Source organism: Paenibacillus sp. 1182 (genome assembly GCF_017833915.1).
Taxonomy (GTDB): domain Bacteria; phylum Bacillota; class Bacilli; order Paenibacillales; family Paenibacillaceae; genus Paenibacillus; species Paenibacillus polymyxa_D.
On the sequence record NZ_JAFICR010000002.1, the window covers coordinates 121,005 to 143,406 of the forward strand.

The window sequence follows — 22,402 nt, forward strand, 5'->3', positions numbered from 1 at the left end:
TTTAAAAATATTACCACCGAGCCTCCTGCCCTAATTATAGGGTTTAATTAAGCGGTATTAGGAAGGAGGAAAAGGGGCATGATCTAACTGAGTAGTAGTACTTGTAAGTTCAACTTAAATCATATAGCGAAAAGCCGCTTCCTCTTAGGAAGCGGCTTTTTTCATTTCTCAAAGAGCTAACGCTCATAAACATTTTATTCAAAACCTGAACCAAATGTTTTGTTTTTTAGTTAAGTGATAAATATTCAAAGCTTTTAAATTTCTATTTTTCTGTGTTCTTATCATGAATTTTTATATATACCCATTCAATCCTAAATTGCGATATTACCAGTTATGTAGAGAAAACTAAACTTTTTACGTCGTTTTATTAATTGGGGGTGTGCGAAAAAGGTTTTTTTCAGAACCATTTCCAGTCTGTCTTCTTCACCATAACATTAATTTCGAAAATCAGTCGTTGGTGTTTTGTAACGATTTTTTTGTTTTATTAAGGCGTATTTTCAACTCAAGTCAATCAAGTCATGTTTAGAGACATGGTCGATCCTCAAAATCGGTTGTTTCGGTCTGAGATACACTGCCCACTCTATACTGGCTCATGCTGATAAATATAAACAATCATCGTAACAATAGGCATCACAACAAAGTATACGAAAAAATTCTCCTACTTTCCATTGAGCTTCCCCATAGTGAAATAGTTTATACAGAGCCGTAATACTCCGGTAATCACTTCGCGATGTAAATGTTTTGTTTTCGTAGCAATAACTCTTTAATTCAGGCAAGATTATTTTTTAGTGATTAGTTATAAGAGGTTTTAAATAAGAAAATCCAATATTATACAATGTCCAAGTTAATTAATATAGCACGATTAGAATTCAAATTCTCACAAATAATCTCGATACTAAAGCCTTTCACAAGGTTTTTTAACAATTTTTTTAAAAAAATATCTTTTTAGACATTTATGGTTGTGGTTTCGCCAAGTTGTATCACTTTGATTAAACATACTGTTTATTTAGGAGGGAAATTATGAACTCTTACATACTAAATTTTACTGAAATTGTTAGCATTCTTTCAAGAAAAAAAATTATAAATGAGTTTTTGAATGACCCAGAGCACTATGCTTTATTCAAAGAAAGTATTATGTTTCCATCTGATGCTAATAATAAGGAACTAGATGAAAAATTCAAACAATTCTTTTTAGAACTTCGTTTTACAACCTATATATCATCTTTGATACATTATGCTTCGATAGATTTTGACAAGAAGCAAAGAAGAATCCGAAAAAGAAACGTGTTAATACCGGAAGAGGATTCACACAATCTTTTTAAGGATGTATGTACACAATATGAATTCTTGAAGGATAAGCGAACAGTTAAAATAGAAGACGTGGTAACGAGTTCAAAGCTACATAAAGCGATAAGTTTATTAACGGAAAAAGAAAAGAGTATTTTGAGTGCTTCATATGTCATGAATTGTTCGGATACTGAAATTGCTAAAAATAATAACGTATCACAGCAGGCCGTTTCAAAAACAAGAACTAGGGCATTAAAAAAACTTAGAGATTTTTTGGCGTAAAGTGGATTAATTATAGTACTGGATTATATAAAAGAACAGTACAGTCCAATCTGTTATGATCAATGGCATCAATCCTCAATACTCTCGGGAAAATAGAGCAAGTAATTCGTTATGTGAAGGGGAGAGAAGCAGTGAACTCTTTTATGAATCTAATTAAGAAAGCACAACAAAGAGACGCACGAGCAATAGCAACTATTATTGAAAAATTCAATCCCAAAATTCAAAAATCTCTTACACAGACAAAACCTCAAGATCGTAATGACTTAAGACAAGAAGTAAGCTTAAAATTAATTGAGGCAATCTATAGATATGACTTGAAATCAGTGCCTGGTTTTTGGGAATTTGTAAATAAAAAAAATGAAGAGGCAGATAATTAAGTCTGGTGCTGTAAGCCGGGAATGTCTTGAGTGGGATATCAAAACATATTGCAATTTAAGCGACCAGTCGCCTGGAATCTATCGGCGACTGGTTATTTGGTTTTGTTTGAATGCGAATTAAGTTAGTAAATAGTGCGATGTATATATCAAATCTTTCGTATTATGGCTTAGGATTAATTGACCAAGAGAGTATTAATATCACGAAAGAGAAGAGGAGTACAAAAATATTCAGTCCAATCCCCCACCATGCATACATTTTAGATCGCCTTGTAAATAGTGCTACCATTCCCAAAAAAATTCCTAGTACTGGTATGCTATATAGTGCTTGAGGAAGAAAAAAAGAAGAGAGAAATAAATAGTTAATATTCAATTCAACTAATGAAAAAATACCGCACAAGAAAGATATCATTCCTATTATGGGGTGTAAAAGGGTTCTCTTTTTATTTTTTAAGAATGCCAATTCCATAACTCTACCTCCTCAACTTTTATTGTGCGCACCATTTTATTACTTTTAAGTTTTTTTAGTTCTTCAGATGGCCCAGTAACGACGACTCCATAGGTGAGGATTCCATTTTTCTTTATATAATCCAAACGTTTAGAGAAAGATGTATTCTGGTAGTATGGAAAAGTAGATATTAGCTTTTGTCGCTGAGCCAACTGTTCAACAATTTTAAGAAATATAGGTTCAATTCCTTGTTTAGCAACCTCAGCCTCGAAAAACGGAGAAAATAAATTGGCATCAGAATGCGTAGGGTACCCCAAAGGAATTATTTGTTCACTATTTTGTGAGTTCTCCACTCCTGAGTTTACTGCAAGCCACAGAGTATCAATACTTTTGGGGAGCTTATGTTCCACTTCTTGGGGAGAATACAAATCATCGAAAGAAATGTACAATTCGGCGACAGACCCAGAAGGCAAACCGTTTAAAACCTCCCACTCCTTATTTTTATCAAGATTCAGGTTGTTACTTGGGAAAATGAAATGATTCTTATTTGACTCAGATACAGGTATACTTGTGTTAGATTGCCGTTCCACGGCAGAAAATTGTTTCATTGTGTAATGCACTTTGATTGCCTCAGAATTAAGACTTTGCTTCCCAACACGTTTTAAAGTGTTAAAATTCGCGTCCATAGAAAAAAAACCGATTCTAGCATCAAACCCTTCTTCTAACATTGTATTAGGTTCAGTTACGTAGATTAAATTCCTAGTGGTGTCTAACAAGTCGTTAGCTCGGTTCTCTGTTCCGTAATATAAATAGGAACAAAGTGTTAGAACAGGTACAATTAAAAGTAAAATGGTTAGAACAATGAGGATTGTACTTATCTTTGCTTGGTATTTTGCTAATTTAATAATTCCTTTTGAAGCTTTTTCTTCAAAGTGTAAAGTGGTCCCGAAATCTAAATTAGCTTTTTTAAACAACTCATTGTATTCATTATTAGTCGCCTCTTGATCTTCTTTAGATGTTAAATTACTATTATTACTTTTTTTATCGAGAAATTGTTCGTTATCGTTATCCTTCTTCATGTAGTATGCCCCTCTTTTCAAGAATCGTTTTTAACTTTTTCCTCCCACGATAAATATGACTTTTTAAAGTGTTAAGATTTAACCCCAGCACTTCAGCTGCTTCGTGCATTTTGAATTGATGTAAATCACATAAAAGGATGGCTTGGGATTCTTTTTCGGGTAGAGTATGAATTGATTGTATTAACTGGCTTAATTGATCACGCTCTATGAACTGATTTTCCGGAGTATTGTTATCCAGTAATTCTAGTCCCTTAATTTCTTCAATAAGTGCATTTTTTTTGTTTTTTCGTCGTGTGAAATCAATAAATGCATGGTATCCAACTTTAAACAACCAAGCCTTAATATTTTCAATTTCATTATCCTCAAGATGTAAAAAGGCTCTAAAGAAAGTTTCTTGGACTAGTTCCTCTGCAACGAAATGATTACAGGAGAGGGAAAGCAGGTATCTATACAAGTCGTTAAAGTAGCTGGAGTAAAGAGTTTCTAGGTTCATTCTTTCCTCCTTTCACTACAACCACGAATGAAGACAGGAAAAAGTTGCAATAAATAATAATTTACTGATGAATTTTAAATTTATTTACATGCCGATTATTGTGGCGGTCCCAAAGAAGTAAATATTCAGCTTATGGTCTGATCATGTGAAATATAGTTACCAAAATACATTCGTGCAGATGAATCTCAATTTATTAACTCCTTCATCATAGCACAACCGAAATAGCTCAATTTGAATTCCTTAAACGGTAAGAGTGAAGAAAGATAACAATGATTAAATGACGGATTGTAGAGCCAGTGCAACAGCTCCTCTGTAAATCGTTCGTGAGTGATTTTCCAGTCCAGACATTTTCGGGGAGGTGGTTGATGAGGAAGAACATGCTCCAGCACTTTTATCGCGGTTTACAGACGCATCTTCAGTTTGATGAAGGTAGCTAAACAGTTTTTGCTTTCCCCACGACTGGGTTTACCGAATCCAGTTCCAGAACGAAAGGCTCCCAAGAGGATACTTCTTTGACGCGCTCTTGAATTGACTTCCTACCGCAAACTTCCCACGTTTCTCTGCCGGTGGTTTCCGTTTAGACACGGGGAATGGAGAACACAATCAAACTTAGTTGAGGTGTGTCCAATGAGTAAAAAAGTTAGTTTTTAAGTCCTCCGACTGATAATTGTTCAAGGTAAAGAAAAACGGATTGTTCAAGTAGCGAGAGAACAGGGAGTCTCGCGACAAGCTGTAAGGAAATCTTTTTAAAAAATTGCAAAGATCAGCTGAGGCTCAAAATAAATAGTAAGGAAAGGTACCTGCTCTTATTCTGCTTAAGGCTACATGTTCCTAATCAGTACAAACATATTTATCATAAGGCGTCTTAATATTATCGTTTTCAAATAGTAGAGGCCTATAGAACAGTTTCTTGTTCTGCTTCTTCTGAAAAAGAAATTACCCTTTCTATATGGAAATATCCCCTTCAAGTTTACTCTTTCCTCATGTGACATAAGGTTTTTTTGAGTGTCTACTTGAAAGGGATAGTACTATATTAAGAAGTGGAGATATTTATACATTTTAAGTATTATCTATTAGCATCCTTCGAAATAAATGATAATGGCATTAGCTATAATATAATATTGAGTTCTATATCTGCGAGCGCAGTTCTCGAGAATCCCATCGCACTCGCAGTTACCTTCGCCGAAATTTGCCCAGCAACGATCGTGTGCTACGCAACATTCATCTAATTCGTTAATGGGGGCGCCCCCACCTCTAGCCATATTGTATCCACAGTTTTTACCACAATGCTGATAACCACCAGGAGCACAAAACTCCGTAGGATCCCAAGCAGTAGTAATTTTATTGTTAGTTTCTCCGGGGGTGTATGTCTCGTCATGAAAAGGTGGAGTTTCCACCTCTACGTCTAGATCAACTCCATCATAAGGTGAATTAGTGACGTGAGTTCTTCCTTTTTTCACATCTAATTGTTTCAATTCGTTCCCCTCTAAAATATCTACACCAAGGGAGTAAGTAACTTCTGTACTGTCAATTTCATTATAACCAAAGGCATGAAATACAAGTTTCTTATCTTCACTAATGAAATAAATCATTTTTCCTACATTTAATTTTTTGTTTGTTGTATATAAGTCACTCACAAAAGTAGCTTTGATTTTTAGGTTTTCAAGAGAAAATTTCGAATACTCTGTATCAATTAATTTTGAAATTTTCTTATAATCAGGGCTATTTGTAAGCTCAGTTAAAAAATCGGTTGTTTCGATTATTGTCATAGGTCGACCATTAATTATATTCATCATAACTATATACACTCCTCTAAAATTGAAATATAAAGGCGGATAACGCACAAATCTTATCAAAAGCTAATCATTAAGGTGAACAGCCACATGAATAAAAGACCGGATTGTTCTTAAATACACCGCGATATGTTGCTGGGCAGTCAGGTCCGAAGCCACAGCATTTAGGCAGTTGGTAACAGCCAATTTCCGCTTGAATCTGCACTTGCTCTTGCTGGGAAGCATTTGTCTGAGTAGTTTTCTTCTCATTCATAATTTAATTTCTCCTTTCGATTTAATTTGTTACAACTATAAAAGTGAGTTATGTACTAGATATAACAACCCAATATTTATAAGTTTATCGTTTTCCTCCCCCTTTTATTAAAGCTGCATACATGAAATGCCCATATTGATGTTAGACTAAAAAGTGGACACCGAGAGACGAGAAGCGAGAATAAAACCAAATTCATTCGAGGTGCCAAAAGAGCAGTGAGCGAAAGAAGCGAAGAAGTCAGGTCGAGCAGAAAATTAGGCAGCTGTTCCTTCAATCTAGGATCGTGAAGAATACCAAGCGACAACGAATTCCAAATATCAGATACCCGTCCATGAAAAACACCTGAACCAGCAGTTTTCTGCTCAAACGCCAAGGGAAGTATGGATGAAGAATGGTTTTACCTGCCCAGCGTCATGGATCCTGTATACCCGACAGGTTGTGGGCTTCCAAATGGGATCTTGATGACAAAGGAACCGGTCCTTTCAGCATTGGAGCGTGCTTACCAGGCTCACCGTCCTGCCAGTGAAGTTCTGCACCATTCGGATCGGACAGTCAGTATGCGGCTCAGGAACACCAGAAAAAGCTTGTGGATTACGGCATGAAAGGCAGCATGAGCCGAAAAAGGAATTGTTATGACAATGTCTGCGTTGAATCGTTTCACAGCATTTTGAAAGAGGAACTCGTGTATTTGGAGCATTTCAAAACTAGAGAGGAATATATAAGTTTTACTTGGAGTTCTACTGCTTGAGGGAGGGAGTTCCTAATAAGTAATGACGCTTTTTCTTGGAAGCCACTAGTGTTCTAACGTCTTACGTCCGGAGTGTATAACTTGAACTTAAAACATGCCTAGAGGCTTTTGAAAATCGAGTAATTACAGACTTAGAGTAGTTGTGAGAAACATACTTTCATAAGACCATTTTACAGAAATTTTGCGGTGATGAGAGCAACTCATGAACTGATTCTTTTGTATGATTGTAATTATAGCTATATTTCGTACTATCAGGTCATGAGTCGTTTTTTTTTAGCAAGGCGATAAGTTTTTAATTTTAGATCAACTTATCCAAAGCTCTTTAACAAATTCAGCATTCCGTTTCCTTCTATAGCTGGATTTCCAAAGAGCAGCGAACTGCTTTTAATTAATTGAGCATAAATTTCTGGTTCAGTAAGATCCCTTTTGAATAGGATTCTGCCTTCTTCGATGATCAATGCTAATGCACCAGCAACGAAAGGGACTGCCATAGATGTACCACTAAAAGAGGCATATTTATTATTAAGGAATGTGGAATATATGTCTTCACCCGGAGCGACAATGTCAAGTTGCTCGTTTTTGTTAGAAAATTTTGAAATTAATTTTGTTGCTCCGATAGACCCAACTTCTATCACTTCATTGTAAGCACCGGGATATCTATATTCCCGATCACTCTCCCCGTTTCCATCATTTCCGGAAGCAGCGACTATAGACAAGCCGTGTTCCACTGCATAGCGGATAGCATCATGCAGAAGAGGATTGTCCTTTATGGTACCCAAAGACATTGCCATAATGTTAACTCTTTCTCCGTTGGGCCCTCTCCATAATATTGCGTAGTAAATAGCCTCAATTAAATTATTAATATCTCCATCTCCGTCATTGGTTAACGTTTTTAAAATGAGAATGCTGGCTCGTGGGGCAACTCCGATGTTAACTTTTTTATTGTTAGCTGCAATAATTCCTGCAACATGAGTCCCATGTCCATTGCCATCCTGATAGTTATGCGGATCATTGTCATAGTTTGAAGTGAAATTTCTCCCACCAATGATGTTGTTTTGTAGATCTTCGTGCTTCATATCTATTCCGGTATCCAACACAGCAATGACAACATTAGATCCAAAAATATTCCGCTTCCAAAACTGTTCAGCATGAATTATTTCTAAACCCTTGTTTTCTTTGTTTGTAGCAGTTTTAATATTATAGTTTGGTAATCCTATCGATTGTATTTTCACTCTATCTCACATCCATTCTCTTTTGTTAATTAAGAAAGTGTCAGTGATATTAAAAAATACAACTAAAGTTTTAAAATTAAAAGTCGGTCATTCAAGGAACGTGTAACAGAAGCTCTGACATTGAGGCATGCATTACATTCACCCCCAGAACACATGTGCTCATTGATAAAACTCAAAGTCAAATAGTCGATGTCCCGTAAGGGTAACTGCTATGATAATGCTCAATGGATACAAAAAAAGATGACTCCTGATGAAAGCCATCTTTTTGAAATCTGAAGAGTCTTGGTAAAAAACCAGTCGCCCATATATGAGATTCAGTTCAGGTAAAACACGGCCTATTTCCAACAGCTAATCACTTTTTATCTGATACTTCTAAATCGGATGCTGCCAAGGAGTGGGGATGTTATCAGTATCTTTAAGTTATCATTGTTCTATAAAATTTTAATTTCCATGGAAGCCGAGACAGCCTGCTTAATAAATAGGGCGATCCTTCTGGTCGGCAATGCCGCTTTTACGGTAGAAATACGTATTGATCCGATCCCGCCATTCTTTGGCATGCTCAGCCTGATGCTCCAGCCGCTCCAACACCTGTTCATACATGGTATCATTCAGCTGCCCTCGTAGACTAACCCATGTGTCTCGAAGATGGGCCGCACGTTCTGCACCTTCAAAATGGGTATCATAAATGTGCTGTATGATAGTTTGGCCGGAATGGAGCAAGTGTGTATAAGGAACATGGTGAAAGAATAAGAGCAGCTCATCCGGACAGGTGTCCGTAGATTCATAGATATCGGCATGGGGAGCAAAATATTGTCCTGCATAGCCGGTCCCGGTTGCGGTCGTGCGATCTACTCCAATCCCTCGGCAATCAGCAAAATGGTAGGTTCCCCACTTGGAATATTCGTACCCGTCTACATCCGGCCCATAGTGGTGATCGGGACTGACCATCCAGCCGACCCCCAGAGGGGCGGTGTAGGATTCGTAGATATTCCATGAATCGAGCAGCATCTGCTTAATGGTAGAAATTAAATCTGTGTCGCCTTCGCTATTCCCTTGTCTGCCAAACGTCAGCCGAACCCACTCATCAGCGATTTCCTCCGCAGACAGCTCCGGGTCCCATGCCAGTCGACCATAGCCATAAAGATTGGACTGGGCGAGCAAATGTCCGGTCCAATTGGTGTCTGCACCAATATTGGATACAGCGGCTATTCCATAGTTGGTAGGTTTGGGAGAATGCAGGGCGCCACTCACAATACGCTTGATGGTGGAGCCTTTTCCTTGGGCGTAAGTATCAAAATCCAATACTTCCTTCCATTGCGGAACAAGGTAACATAGATGCTTCTGTTGGCCGGTGTACTCTTGCGCAATCTGAAATTCCAGTAGCACCTGAGTGGCTTCCAGCCCACCGAACAGGGGGGAGACAGGCTCCCGCACCTGAAAATCCAGGGGACCATTTTTGATCTGTAAAATGACATTTTCCCGAAACAGCCCATCCAGTGGTTTAAAATGGTCAAAGGCTGCGCGAGCTCGATCCGTCTTGCGATCGCGCCAGTCCTGCTTGCAATTGTAGACAAAGCAGCGCCAAATCACACGTCCGCCATAGGGCTGCAACGCATCTGCCAGCATATTGGCTCCATCGGCGTGATGGCGCCCGTAGCTGAACGGTCCGGGCCGATTTTCGGAATCGGCTTTGACCACAAAACCACCCAGATCAGGAACGGCGGCGTAAACTTCCTGGGCTTTGGTCTGCCACCATTCAGCTACAGCTGGTTCCAAGGGATCGGCTGTAGTTAACCCGCCGAGCTGAATAGGACTGGCATAGTTAATGCTCAAGTAGATCTGTATGCCATAGGCGCGGAATACCGCAGCTACTTTGGCCACATCCGGTAGGAATTTATCTGTAATCAGCTCGGTTTCTACCTGATGGACATTCACATTGTTAATGGATAGCGCTTGAATGCCTACAGAAGCGAGTAGACGGGCATAGTCTCGCAGGCGCTCCATATTTGCAGTAAAGGCATTATTGTCGTAGAAAATGGACCCACCCGCATACCCGCGTTCAATACTACCATCCATGTTATCCCAGTGGTTGATCATACGGATGGGATTAGCTGGATTAGACAATAGGTCTAGAAGGGGAGCGTGCAATGATTCCTCGGCGGCGGGTTTCAGTTTGCCGTCTAATCCTCCTTGAAGGTAGCGCAGCAGATGAAAGACTCCATACAATACGCCTTTGGAGGTCTGCCCCGCGACTATAACGTACGGTCCTTTGAACTCATCGTTACTGTGCAAAGCTGAATATGCCGGATCTGGCATCTCTAGCCCGCGAATTCGGTAGCCTTCCGCGCCCACTTCTGCCTGTTCCGTCGCACTGAATCGTTCTGCGACCAAAGGATGCGTTGGGAACGTACCCAGCGCAATGAATGGCGCATTTACAGGAACGGTACTGATTTTCGGCTGCTGTCCAAACATGGAGGTCAATCCGTGCTGAAGCTCACTCGCAGCCGATTGAAGCACTTCATCTGTCTCATGGACCACGATGACCCTGCACCAGGCGGGCAGCTTTTGTACCTTACTATTGCGGCTGTAATGCAGCCAAGCCGCATAGCCGCTTTCTTTTGGCATATCCATAAGCTTGCTCATATTGGAGCCTCCTTTTGGGCAGGTGAAGATGATCCTCAGACATGCTGTTTCTGATCCTGACTCATATGCTCTGGGAGAGTCAGACGGTTGCCGTTGCCTTCATACAGCCACAAAATAGCGGTAACTCCGCGCGGATAATATTTACTGCCGTGGGCAATGCCGGAGAGTATCTGATCGCTCCAGCACCAATAGGATTCTTCAGGGTGAAGGAGCCATGAGACGTGGGCAGCGTCTGCGGCCTGCCCAGCTTCTTCCCAAGGCAGTTCCAGCAGCTCGCGGGCAATAAACTGTGACAGATAGATTTTGCTCAGCCAGGAGTTGTTACTGGTCGAGGACAGCTTCCAGCCTCCGTCTTCAAACAGACAAACTCCCGGTACCAGCACAGTTTCCAAATGACGCCGCAGTGCTTGGATATATCCACCGAACCGTCCATCAGACTTAAGCGCAGCCTCACATCCTGTAAAGTAAGGAAAGATCAGCCCCTCAATGGCAGGAATAATCTGCGAGTCATTACCTTCCTGAATAACTGCTGGAATATAGCCCTTGTCTGTCATATGTGCTGTGATCGCTGCTGCGCATTTGTCTGCCTGTAAGCCAGCCTCCTGTGAAAGGGAGTTAAGCCCTTTTGAGGCAAATATCTTTTCCAGAGCAACATATACCGCCCAGCATTTGCTGCCCAGATAGATGTTGTTGCGGGACTGACCCAGAGATACGTCCAGACTGTCGTAGGTCGTAATTTCCGCGCCTCCCCGGGTTCTAGAGCTGTCCAAGCCCATCAAGCCGTTTCGTTGTGCCGGGTCGGGGTGATCCCGTCGTAGCATGCTTTCGAAGCAGTCACACAAAACAGGTAGCATACGTGTCGTAAATGACTGATCCTGTGTCTGCTCGATATATACCGTGACGCAGCAAAGCCAGTTCACCAGTTCCTCGTGGCTCATGTAAGAGAAGCAGTCGTCAATCCCTGCCAGCTCATAACAGGAGTATCCCTGCCGGGAGAACACGTTGGCTACGCCCATATCATGGGTAAACGTGATACCACCGGGATAGGTCTGTTCCTCTCCCGGAAAGCGTACCTCATCCCGATAGCTGTACCTTTGGACAAACCACTCCAGCTCGTTGCGTACCGTCCATGGATTCAAAATCAATTCATAATAAAGCTGATCCGCCGTCAGATCGAGGGTATTCATCATCCGATACTCGCCTTCGTTCACAATCCAGATCGGTTCTCCGTCCGCTTGGTGACTCAGCAGTTGAGTACTGCCGTAGTAGCTGTGGATCGCCTGAGCGAGCATAAATTTCTGGTCCGGGCTCAGGTCTGCCGACTCCATCCAGCGATTAGCCTGAACACAGGCTGCAGTCAGGTCTGTAAAATGCTTCAACGCATAGTTTCCCACGTCCTCAATATCCTTGAACAGCTGGGTATAGTAATACGACGCTTCGATGCCTGTTGTCACAATGCCGCCGCGATAGAAGCATATGGCGAAGGCATATGTGCGCTTCTCACCTGCGGGAACGTCCATCAGGAGCGCACCCGTCGTGCCCAGGCCAAAGGATAAATTCTCGGCCATGGTCTCCCCAAGCAGCTTCTCCATTGCAAATCCGCTGGCAGGTACTGCTTCGCTGCTGTTGGTCACAATGGCTGTACTGCGCCCTTGGCCGATGCCTGTGAGTCTTTCCTCCAATGGGGTAGAATCCGTAGTGTCCCTGCGCGGATCTTCTCCTATAATGCGTATGCCGCTATACGGATCACTGCCCTGATAGCCGAAAAAAGCTCTTCGCGCTGCAGTCCCCTGCGTGTTATCGACGGTTAGCTCGGCGAATACCGCCGGAACCAACGCTGCTCGCAGTTCATCCATACCTGCAATTCCCGGCTCGGGTACCGGGCGAACAGGAGAGTACAGCCGGAACGTCAAATCGCCGGCCTGCCATGTATCCGTTCCTACTTTTAGCTCACGGGTAATGTCGGAATCAGCAAAGGCCATAAGCTGCGGTTCCGTTCGTTTACCCTTTTTCTCCACGTCGTAGCGGGCACTTTCATCCTGTGTGGATGCAAAGAAGGGAAGCGCCTCGTATGATTCGCCATCTCTGGATTGCAGCCCGATATATACATTTTCGTCGGCAGGCTTGCCCAGCTCCAAACCAAGTCCGCCGCGATTACCCTTAAACCCAAGTGTAAAGCTGGAAAAAGAACCGATAGGTGCATGCTGTGTGTTATAAAATATATTTTTCGACATATAATGAAACCCCTTTCATGATAAAGTTCAACTTTGATTAACTTCACTTAGAGCCTAGCATGTCATGTGGTGGGGAACCATTGTCAAATCGCTCAACTATTTATCCAAATCGCGCTGAAAGCGATATACTGGGGTATATCCATGTAAGTAAGCCAGGAGGGAAAACATGTCGTCACCACGTTTACCGAAGCGTCCCCATCATCCGGACCTTACAGCTGCCGGAGAGGAATTCTTTTTTCCCGATGTGCGGACCACAGTCAATCTGTTTGCCATTCATACACGAAGTGTGGGAAGAGACTGGAGCTATCCGCCACACGAGCATCCTCAATATGAAATTAACATCGTGCTTGCGGGAGAACAGATCATGGTTGTGGATGGTCGTAGCTATACCCAGCGACAGGGTGATCTGGTGCTGCTGCGTCCGGGGATTGTTCACTCCAGTCATAGTAACGGAGAGGGATTTACGTATTTTTGCATGCATTTCGACATTGATGATAAGCTGTTTCTCTCGCTGCTGAGTCGTCTGGAACAGGTGCTGTTTCCAGCTGAAGGCACAGTGGCAGGGCAGATGGGACCAGCGCTGGGCAAGTTGCTCGATCTTTCAACGCCGGAAGACATAGGAATTGGTAGTGATTCGGTGGCAAAGCGAATGCGGATTCAATCTGCTGTGTTTGAACTGTTCGCAACGTTGTGGGAGGCTGTATCCAGCGAAGCCGCTCATCTGCCGGGGCGTGGATATGTGCAGGCAGAGCTTGCCCATCAGATTGCCAGTCGTCTTCAGGGCAGAGTGAATCAGCCCTATGGGCAGGCTGGCTCGGTGGAAAAACAGGATGGGATCGAGGGGATTTCATCCGAGCTAGGTATTAGCGTATCCCATTGTAATCGTGTATTCCGTAGTGTTTTCGGCGTTTCTCCCCGTGTATATCTATCCGGGCTTGTGCTGCATGAGGCCAAGTTGCTGTTGGCTGATCCGCAATGGTCGGTGCAACAAATTGCCGATATGCTCGGCTATGGGGATATTGCGCATTTTAGCAGACAGTTCAAGCGCTGGTCGGGCCAATCGCCGACATCCTATCGCAAAAGCTCGGTGCAGGAAAGCCCATCTGAATAAAAATAAGTATTCCTTTAAAATAGTTATGATATGATCCCCATAGAGTAGCTGAGAATAATACGAATTTACATAATCAACATGCTTAATAATCAAATAGAGGAAGAGGTTCAGGCGTTTTTTGAAAAAGTCGGAGCATTCGACCATCTGTTTACCACCGGGGTGGGTATAATGAGGGAATCGCACATGCTGTGTTGTATCTGATGACGAACAAGTTTACCACCGGAAGCGTGCTGTTCCCAGATGGCGGTTATACGTTGATTCAATTCGCAACGAAGTGCAGATTTCATTCTGATCCAATCCGAAAGGCAGGAATAAATCATTAAACAAAAACCGGTTCAACCCCATACAAAGTATTGACCGGTTTTTTATGATAACAGGCTTGGCCCTCTTGCAACTCTTTAGTTTTGCACATCTAACCTTTTATATTTTCGAAAAATACGTGGATAAATTACTTTAGTCCCGATACATACCATCGCCAGCATGGCGAACAGTAAACCGCTCCACAGCGTTCCTTGGATGCCCGCTCTGGCAATAAACCATCCCCCTGCCAGCGAGCCCAGCGAAACCCCTAGGTTAATAAACGAGATATAAAGACTGTTGGCAAACGCGGGAGCTTCTTTGGCCTCATCAATCACCCAAATCTGGGCGACAATCAGTCCGCTGGTATGAACGGCCCCCCACACGATAGTGATGAAGAGCGTAGGGATGAATGAAGAACTGATCCCGTACAACAGCAAATAGGTGCTCCCCAAGGCTACGGGATGAAAAAGAGCGGTGCGAACCTTATGCAAGCCCATGAGCTTGCCAGCCAATAGATTGCCGAGCATTCCGCCGATGCCGAAAATAATAAGCAGAAAACTGATAACATTGCTGCTCATCCCTGTATTTTGCCCCAAATATTCGGCAGAATAGCTATACACCGAGAACATGGCTGCAAAAATAAAAGTAGCCGCCCCGATATTGAGCCACAGCGATAGTTTACGCAAAATGCCAAGCTGCTTCCGATAGGAGAACTTTTCGGCTTGTGGTGTATCCGGCAGCATAAGCAAAATACCGATCCCTGCAATCCCATTCGCTACCGCAGTAAACCAGAAGGAGGCCTCGTATGAAATTTGATTGGCGATATAGGCCGTAATCGGAATACCGAGCACCATTCCCATGCTCGTGCCGAGAAAGGCTTTGGCAGAAGCTTGCGTTGCTTTTTCCGGAGGATACAACGCAGTGGCGGCGACAAAGGCAAGCGAGAAATACACCGGGTGAAACAGAGCCGGAATGATACGTAAAATCACTAGTAGATAAAAGTTGGATGTATAGGCTGACAGCAAGCTTGTTACGGCAAAAACAAACAACGACATTGTCATGATTCGCTTGCGGTTAAACCTGGACATCAATAGCACCATGAAGGGACCGAACAGCGCGATGATCAATGCAAATGAACTGACAAGAAACCCAGCCTGAGCTGCCGTAATATGAAAACGTTCAATGATGACCGGCAAAATACCAACCACACCGAACTCAATCGTGTATACACCGAATAGGCCAAGCGCAATGAAAAGCAGGGGCTTACTATATTTCATTAGTTTCATTCCCTCTCCATGTCCTCCTACTTTACGTCCTTGATTTTGCATGCTAATATTCCATTAAATCATAAAATAATAAGGAGATATTCGAGATAATACATAATAATAATTGTGTTTTTGCAATATTACCTTCGACTTAAGGAGATGGATTTGATGGATCAAGTGGATCATAAAATTTTGTTGTGTCTACAAAACCAGGCGCGTATCTCCATGACCGAGCTGGGAAAGGAGGTTGGTCTTTCCCAGCCTGCCGTAACAGAAAGAGTGCGGCGCATGGAGGATAAGGGTATTATCACCGGGTACCGTGCCATAGTTTCACATGAGAAAGTTGGAAAACCGATCATGGCTCACGTGCTCGTGCACACGAATCAATGCAATTCATTTGTTGAGTTTTGCCAATCTGCACCTGAAGTCATTGAATGCCATAGAATCAGCGGCGAGCAAAATTACTTACTGAAAGTCATGGTTGAGTCTATGCTCAAGTTGGAGCAGTTCGGGGATGAGTGTGGAAAGCACGGGCACTCTACCACGTTAATTGTCCTGTCCTCGCCTGTAGACCATAAACATGTAACCCCTACTTTATTAGACCCTATTTGAGCTACCGTAAATGGCTTGGCAAAGCTCGGTTGTAAACGGACCTGACATCCCTTCAAATGCTGTATTGGTAAAGGCGACCACACTGAGTCTTAGTGCAGGATCAACGAACCACGAATGACCATAAGCTCCTCCGAGACGCCACGTTCCGGGTGATTCTGCTGTTTCGCTTTCATCGGGATTTTGGAGTACGGTGAATCCTAATCCAAACCCCCGCCCCGGCCAGCCTGCCAAGGGAAGGTTCCCGGTCTGGATGGTGCCCATTTCGCGGACCCATTCCTCTGAAAGTAACGGATTGCCGCCGTTTCGCAGTGTTTCCAGCAGTCGCATGAAATCTTTTGCGCTGCCAATCATACCAGACCCACCAGAGTGGAAAGCCGTGGGATCAAAGGCTCGTGCAGGCTGAAAACGAAGTCCTGCGGTGCCTTCAAAAACCTGCGCAACCTCAAGCTCACGCATCCGCCGGGGTTCTGATATATCGTTGACATAGGGAGCTGCAAGCCGTCCGGCATCTGCGACCGCGAAACTGGTGTCGTGCATACCGAGAGGTTCGGTAACGAGCTTTTTAACAGCTGCATCAAGGGTTGTGCCACATACACGGCTAATGATAGCGCCGAGCACATCAGTAGCAATCGAATATCCCCATGCTTTACCCGGTGTATATAACAGAGGCACAGAAGCCAAACGTTGCAAGTTCTCTTCCAGCGTAAGATTTGAAAAATCCATACCATCTGATACGCCTGCACGATGATAGGGACCGCCGCCTTCTTCCTCTAAAAAGCCATAGGTCAACCCGGCAGTATGTGTCAGCAATTGGCGTACTGTAATAGAGGGCTGCTCACCGTTGATTAATCGGGGGCGAAAGTCGGGCAACCAGCGTTCAATAGATTCATCGAGCTTAATCAATCCTTGGGCTGCCAAAACCAAAGCCGCAGTAGATACAATCGGTTTGGATACAGAAGAAAGCCGAAATAAAGCATCCTCATGCATAGGACGTTGTTCTTCTCGATCAGCCAGCCCCGCCGCTCGGACATACACGGGCGAACCATCCATATATATCATGACGACTGTGCCGATCAGACGCTTTTCGGCAAGGGTTTGATCTATAACTGCACTTACACGTCCGTCCAGACCAGCTTGTATCGCAAAAACTCTATTATCCAAACTCATAAATATCTCATCCTCTCTATGATCCAGCGGTTACCGCTTGATGGAACTTAGTTTACAGGATGGGAAGAAGACATTACATAAGGTAACAAAGGAATTCAGTGAGTATTTTCGTTAAAATAAAATTATATTAAAGGCATGACCTTGGATTTAAATGAATGGGACTTTACAAGAAGTTATGCTGCGTTTTACAGCATCTTTTTAAGTTGAGATACACGCTATTGTGATACGCCAAGCCATTTTGCATAGTCATATTATCTGGCATTGGGATGTTGTCGGATGAGTTTCTTTAGAATTTCGAGTAATTTTTCAGCCGGCTGATTCTTTCTTTTGAGGGGTGTAAATCTCTGAAATACGTCAGGTTTTCAACTGCGTCACACAGCTTACAGGAGACACCCGTATACCTCCTTAAAGCCATAAATAATTCCTCATTCACAAAAAAATCTATCGAATCCCCGCTATTTATATTCATTTTCAATCGCATTTCTCAAGAAACAACGATCCGACCCAAAGTATCCAATGAACGCGTCATACCTGTGCTTTTCATGATCTACCTCCTTTTTCGTTCTTACCGTCAAGATCTGATAACTGCACTTCCTTCTTCGGATGGTCACTAAAGCAACAAAGTAGACCACTTTTTGTTTATATTGCTTGTTCTGGTTTGCTACGCGTAGCTGTATACGATGCCAAGGGAGAACATGTGAAAGCACTTTAACTTCTCCGTGCTAACACTGATTTAAGCCGGGTAAAGGAGCAAGACTCAGATACCCTTCATTGGATAGTTTGTTTCAACATTGGACGAAAATTGATACGTATGTGAATAGACTTATGTTTGGAGATGTTAGCGTCCTGCCTGGCTATGTAGAGTATATAGAAGGTAAAGAAGGAATTTTTGCTGAACTCTTAAACGTCATAGAAGCTGCCAATCGTTACTATATAGATGTAGATTATGTTTTAGAACGTTTTGAACCTCAAATTGCAACCTATCAGGAACCATCATCAGATGATACGTATACACAGCAAGTTTTAACTGAAACGTAAGTACAGTTTTACTATAAGCTGGCTAAGTACATGGTTTTACCTTTTTACGGAAAATAATTTTCTGATTACACTGGCTTTACTTTTTAAAGCCCGAACTATTCTCCCAACATGCTTCAAATTTATGGGATGATCGGTGATTTATAATTTAAGCTTCTGAGTTATTACCGCGCGCCAGCTTAAATGTTGGTCTTTTTTTATTTCACTTTGCCGAGTCTTGAATGCAAAAATAATAGATTCATATTTACTCATTCCATCCTAAAATAAGATTCATTAGGAGGGAGTTTGAAGACGTACGAAATGTTACATGTAACGGAACCAATTATGCCATATCGTCTATAAAATGCCTTAAACGAAATAAAAATATACTTGGAACTGTAAGTGAGTATGATGAATTGTTAGGTGAAGTTAGACAGAGTCTCTGTGAATTATGGTGGAGCGAAACTCTTTAAAATACTACCAAGTGGATCTCTCTACGGGAAACTAACCCTAAGTTTCCACGGCTAGTATAACACAGCTTTTGGGAAAACATGTTGAAATTTTCTGTAAGCAATTAGCGGCTTCTCGTAGAGGTGGTCAGGAAGCTTCATTCTATACAAATCATGCTATAGGCATTTCTAACAAAAGTGTCGCATTTCATTTTACAATTTGTATTGAAAAAAATTTAGGAGGAAATGGCATGTTGGGAATCGGTATAAAAGAGGAAAGCAATAACTTAGTTATTACTTGGCAGTTATCTAGGATAGAATTATCTCTTGGTGATATTGAAGATGTTTTTTTTGATAATACTTATGCAGGACAAGAGGAAAGTGCAATAAGAATTGGTACCCCTTATGCTACAACGGATAGAGTTGTAATTAAAACAAATTCAAAGACCTATATTTTGTTTACTACAAATGGTCAGAATATTCTTGAAAAAATACAGTCCTATCTTTGATGAGCTGTCCACAAAAATACAGCATGGTATACTGCAGTAGAGTGATAATTTATACTTTTATAGGACAGACATGATCTGCATTGTACCTCATTGCTCAAAATGAGCAATGAGGTATGTACATATATCTGCCAAGGGCATCGAACATTTAGAATCTAACTATATTTAAACTCTAGCGTAAAAGTTGGCTTGCTTGGTTGTCCTAGGAAGGATTTTGACTGTAACTGCTACTGGTTTTGGAGGGGAGGGAGAACCTTATAAACTTCCTGATAAAACCAAAGAGGTTGCTATCTCGACATTTTCGGAATATATAAATGTTTTATGAGCCTGACAAAGTAGACGACAATTTAGAAGATAATTTCAAGTGATTTTAATTTTTCAATTTTCTAATCAAACGGTCCAAAGCGTATCCAATGAGATACCAGAAAACTAGTGTAGTGAAGTAAACAATGGTTATGGGGATGTCTGCTTCTCGCACAAATCGAAATGATTCATTTCATTGCCTATACCTCCGCAATTGTATTTGTTGTAATAGACGAATAAAAAAGCTGAAGGTAGCATTTATACCAAATTTATTTATTAATATGTATTAAAAAGAACGATATTTCGATCCTATTTACTTATCACGATTTTTAGCCGTACGGTATTCGTGTGGTTTTGAGTGACGCTGGATTCTTTCAGACTTTTCGATTTGTGATATACTCTCGATATATGAATTGTATGGGAGGGTGATGGCTGAATGAATCGTACACACGACCTAGGCAAGCTAATCAAACTAACTGGAGATAGAGCAAAACTGGACGCTAAAGCAAATGGCACATATATCGTCTACAAAACGCCGGATGGTCATTTTGTTAAAGAGTACAGTAATGGTCAAGTCGAACGAATTAAAGAACAGGATATTTTATCATGAGTGAGCCGTTTGCTACTATGTTTGTATTCGCAGGAAACAACGGAAGTGGCAAGAGTACAATTCGTAATCTAATCGTTGATAAACTTGGTGTAAGTGTTAATATCGATCCAGATGCGTTAGCGCGAGGGATTGATCGTGAAAACCCTGATCGACACAAAGTATCGGCAGGAAAGGAAGCAATTAAGCTAGCGCGGGATTGTATAAGAAATAAACGAGATTTTACCGTAGAGACGACACTTGCTGGTGGCAATGTGATTCGACAAATGCGAGTGGCAAAAGAAAAGGGCTTTGAAGTTATTATGTTTTATGTGGGCCTTGGTGATTATCGTCTTAATATCGAGCGAGTTGCTGCACGAGTTCGAAATGGGGGTCACCACATTGATACCGCTGATATTATAAGACGGCATCAGACCTCGCTGGACAATCTTCTCTTACATCAAAAACTTATCGATCATTTAATTGTCATTGACAACAGTAGCTCAGATGGCGTGATTGTATTGGAATCAGATAGTGAAACGATGAAACATCATGCGGCGTTGTTACCGGATTGGGTTAAAATCATTGATAGTTACTTGCAAAATAAAAATGCTGATCAAGAATAAACCGATCACTGTATGACTCAGTGATCGGTTTACTCTATATTTACATCGTATTGTGTCCACAATGTCAATTCGATGTTGCACCTCAAAATAGAATTCGTTAGTAATAAACTGTTATTATTTTTCAACAGACTTTAGCAAGACGATGAACAGCATCCTGATCGTAGCGGCTTCTTCGGATTCTTTATCTCTACACTTTTTTCACTGGACGTAGCACTGCGTAGCCATATCGGTATCATGTCGACATTGATCATATTCTTCAGCGCTTTGAGACTCAAATTGCAGCATACCAAGAACCAGAACATACAAATTCATTAGCAGAGCAGCAAGTTTTACTCGAAGAAGCCGCACGATTCTGGTATAAGTTAGCTAAATATAACCTGTTTAAAGAAAGATACCTTTATGGCTTTAAATGCTTAACAGAAGCTTTGAAAAAATCTGGTATAATTAACCATGTACTACTTATATCTAATTGTGCAGGCTTATTTTTCCGTTTCAGTGAATACGCTGATCCTGAAACACAGGCCCAAATTAGTTCCGCTTATGAGGAGGTGTGGAAAAAAATGATCAAGAAGATGGCTTTAGTTTTGGCTACAATTAGTTTTTTACTGGTATTTGCCCTACCAGTTCCAACCGGAATCCCAAGCTCGAGCACAATCGAAGTACAAGGACACATCGGTACATTTTAATGAATACCAAATTGTTATCTCCGGCCAGCCCTTCAGCTGGCTTTTTTTATCTTTTGGCTAAAAAACGCATACAATGTATTTGTTTATTTTCTCCTAAAGTGAAAATAACTAGGAGGAAATGAAAATATGAACATAGATGAATCCTTAATTAAACAATTGGAAAGTGCCAGACAACGATTGCATGATCTTTACAAACAGTATGGCGGCTTCGGACATTCATGTGTTCTTGAGCAATCAATGATTTTGGACGAACTAATTAACCAGTACAATCGTATGTACCAGACTAAAGAGTTACATCACAATGTTCAGGCATCCCCCCAATCCTTTTTATGCAAAACTATTTCTCTTCCCACATAACGTTCATAATTATGCTATAAAATGCTTTGAATGATATATATATATATATATTTTCTCAAGTCATAAAATGTAAATAATTTGGTACGTGTACAAACATTGTAGTAGCAACTTCTACAACTCACAAAGCATGTTTGCTACGTTACCGAGCAGGGTAGAAACTACTGTGCAGGCAGAAGGGGTAGAGATTGACCCGGGGAAATGATACGATGTTTCGATCGGTCAAGGCACGACATTGATAACGGGCCAGAGCACGACATGTCTGATCCTTTTTGGCTTAGGAGTAGCTACTTCGTGGGTATCTGTTCATTATCCGTTCCTAATCCCATTCGTTCTATTTTTCAGCCTATCAAAATTTGAGAGACGGGTGTAAAGTAATACAACAGAGCTTTATTCAATTCATAACAAGAAATGAATATCTAATTGTGTTACTTGAATTTTGTCAAAATTGGCTCGGGGGGTTGCACCCACCGGGCTATTTGTGTCGTTGCCGTAATACTTTTTTATTTTTTTAGTGTCCTATTGAAAAAAATCTTTGGATTTATTAGGGATGGCAA

Annotated in this window: 19 protein-coding genes and 2 pseudogenes; 11 read left to right on the forward strand and 10 right to left on the reverse strand. The window is 41.6% G+C overall.

Annotated elements, in window-relative coordinates; all coding sequences use genetic code 11:
• Positions 1-1,020 precede the first annotated feature (1,020 nt).
• Together JOD82_RS03565 and JOD82_RS03570 are read left to right on the forward strand one after the other, a co-directional pair.
• A complete protein-coding gene (locus JOD82_RS03565; RefSeq protein ID WP_029518746.1) occupies positions 1,021-1,569 on the forward strand; it encodes a sigma-70 family RNA polymerase sigma factor in 549 nt (182 codons plus the stop codon).
• A gap of 131 nt (positions 1,570-1,700) precedes the next feature.
• Positions 1,701-1,946 (forward strand): helix-turn-helix domain-containing protein, encoded by a 246-nt coding sequence (locus JOD82_RS03570; RefSeq protein ID WP_209947621.1) that lies wholly within the window; start codon positions 1,701-1,703, stop codon positions 1,944-1,946.
• A gap of 160 nt (positions 1,947-2,106) precedes the next feature.
• Here JOD82_RS03570 and JOD82_RS03575 read toward each other — a convergent pair whose 3' ends face one another.
• From JOD82_RS03575 to JOD82_RS03610, 8 genes are all read right to left on the reverse strand, one after another.
• Complete coding sequence (locus tag JOD82_RS03575; RefSeq protein WP_029518744.1) at positions 2,107-2,412, reverse strand: hypothetical protein; 306 nt, start codon at positions 2,410-2,412, stop codon at positions 2,107-2,109.
• The gene (locus tag JOD82_RS03580; RefSeq protein ID WP_029518743.1) at positions 2,394-3,470 is read right to left on the reverse strand and encodes an anti-sigma factor; all 1,077 of its coding nucleotides are present in this window, start codon (positions 3,468-3,470) and stop codon (positions 2,394-2,396) included. Before JOD82_RS03580 ends, JOD82_RS03575 begins: the two co-directional genes overlap by 19 nt.
• Positions 3,457-3,963, reverse strand: coding sequence for a sigma-70 family RNA polymerase sigma factor (locus tag JOD82_RS03585; RefSeq protein ID WP_029518742.1), 507 nt, complete (start codon positions 3,961-3,963; stop codon positions 3,457-3,459). Before JOD82_RS03585 ends, JOD82_RS03580 begins: the two co-directional genes overlap by 14 nt.
• Before the next feature lie 1,073 nt (positions 3,964-5,036).
• Positions 5,037-5,759 carry a phospholipase A2 family protein gene (locus tag JOD82_RS03590; protein ID WP_029518741.1) on the reverse strand — a complete coding sequence of 241 codons (723 nt, stop codon included), beginning with the start codon at positions 5,757-5,759 and terminating at the stop codon, positions 5,037-5,039.
• Between the two features lie 70 nt (positions 5,760-5,829).
• A complete protein-coding gene (locus JOD82_RS03595) occupies positions 5,830-6,009 on the reverse strand; it encodes a hypothetical protein (protein ID WP_029518740.1) in 180 nt (59 codons plus the stop codon).
• 1,056 nt (positions 6,010-7,065) lie between these two features.
• The gene (locus JOD82_RS03600) at positions 7,066-7,989 is read right to left on the reverse strand and encodes a S8 family peptidase (RefSeq protein ID WP_029518738.1); all 924 of its coding nucleotides are present in this window, start codon (positions 7,987-7,989) and stop codon (positions 7,066-7,068) included.
• A 471-nt stretch (positions 7,990-8,460) separates the two neighbouring features.
• Positions 8,461-10,632, reverse strand: a complete 2,172-nt coding sequence (locus tag JOD82_RS03605; RefSeq protein ID WP_069012239.1) for an alpha-glucuronidase family glycosyl hydrolase — start codon at positions 10,630-10,632, stop codon at positions 8,461-8,463.
• Between the two features lie 35 nt (positions 10,633-10,667).
• A complete protein-coding gene (locus JOD82_RS03610; protein ID WP_209947623.1) occupies positions 10,668-12,866 on the reverse strand; it encodes a glycoside hydrolase family 52 protein in 2,199 nt (732 codons plus the stop codon).
• 166 nt (positions 12,867-13,032) lie between these two features.
• On the opposite strand from JOD82_RS03610, the gene JOD82_RS03615 reads away from it, so the two are divergent.
• Positions 13,033-13,977 (forward strand): helix-turn-helix domain-containing protein, encoded by a 945-nt coding sequence (locus tag JOD82_RS03615; RefSeq protein WP_209947625.1) that lies wholly within the window; start codon positions 13,033-13,035, stop codon positions 13,975-13,977.
• Between the two features lie 143 nt (positions 13,978-14,120).
• Positions 14,121-14,231 (forward strand): annotated as a pseudogene (locus tag JOD82_RS29700) (SDR family oxidoreductase); the annotation flags it as partial.
• 144 nt (positions 14,232-14,375) lie between these two features.
• On the opposite strand, the gene JOD82_RS03620 reads toward JOD82_RS29700, so the two are convergent.
• The gene (locus tag JOD82_RS03620) at positions 14,376-15,563 is read right to left on the reverse strand and encodes an MFS transporter (protein ID WP_245231597.1); all 1,188 of its coding nucleotides are present in this window, start codon (positions 15,561-15,563) and stop codon (positions 14,376-14,378) included.
• 147 nt (positions 15,564-15,710) lie between these two features.
• Here JOD82_RS03620 and JOD82_RS03625 point away from each other — a divergent pair, with 147 nt between their 5' ends.
• Positions 15,711-16,154: an Lrp/AsnC family transcriptional regulator gene (locus JOD82_RS03625; protein ID WP_023990936.1), complete on the forward strand. Its 444-nt coding sequence runs from the start codon at positions 15,711-15,713 to the stop codon at positions 16,152-16,154.
• On the opposite strand, the gene JOD82_RS03630 is transcribed toward JOD82_RS03625, so the two are convergent.
• Positions 16,140-17,321: a serine hydrolase domain-containing protein gene (locus JOD82_RS03630; protein WP_069012236.1), complete on the reverse strand. Its 1,182-nt coding sequence runs from the start codon at positions 17,319-17,321 to the stop codon at positions 16,140-16,142. The two genes, JOD82_RS03625 and JOD82_RS03630, sit on opposite strands and share 15 nt — an antisense overlap.
• Positions 17,322-18,146: 825 nt before the next feature.
• On the opposite strand from JOD82_RS03630, the gene JOD82_RS29585 reads away from it, so the two are divergent.
• The 6 genes and pseudogenes from JOD82_RS29585 to JOD82_RS03655 all read left to right on the forward strand — a co-directional run bounded on the left by JOD82_RS29585 (position 18,147) and on the right by JOD82_RS03655 (position 21,848).
• Positions 18,147-18,359, forward strand: coding sequence for a hypothetical protein (locus tag JOD82_RS29585; protein ID WP_176715750.1), 213 nt, complete (start codon positions 18,147-18,149; stop codon positions 18,357-18,359).
• Positions 18,360-19,035: 676 nt separating this feature from the next.
• Entirely contained in the window at positions 19,036-19,293 is a 258-nt protein-coding gene (locus JOD82_RS03640) for a SunI/YnzG family protein (RefSeq protein WP_069012233.1), read from the forward strand.
• Positions 19,294-20,029: 736 nt separating this feature from the next.
• Positions 20,030-20,203: a hypothetical protein gene (locus JOD82_RS03645; protein WP_176715749.1), complete on the forward strand. Its 174-nt coding sequence runs from the start codon at positions 20,030-20,032 to the stop codon at positions 20,201-20,203.
• Complete coding sequence (locus tag JOD82_RS03650) at positions 20,200-20,805, forward strand: ATPase (protein WP_069012232.1); 606 nt, start codon at positions 20,200-20,202, stop codon at positions 20,803-20,805. The genes JOD82_RS03645 and JOD82_RS03650 overlap by 4 nt, the downstream gene beginning before the upstream one ends.
• A gap of 227 nt (positions 20,806-21,032) precedes the next feature.
• A pseudogene (locus JOD82_RS29705) lies at positions 21,033-21,403 on the forward strand (hypothetical protein); the annotation flags it as partial.
• Between the two features lie 214 nt (positions 21,404-21,617).
• Positions 21,618-21,848: an aspartyl-phosphate phosphatase Spo0E family protein gene (locus JOD82_RS03655; protein ID WP_069012231.1), complete on the forward strand. Its 231-nt coding sequence runs from the start codon at positions 21,618-21,620 to the stop codon at positions 21,846-21,848.
• Positions 21,849-22,402 lie beyond the last annotated feature (554 nt).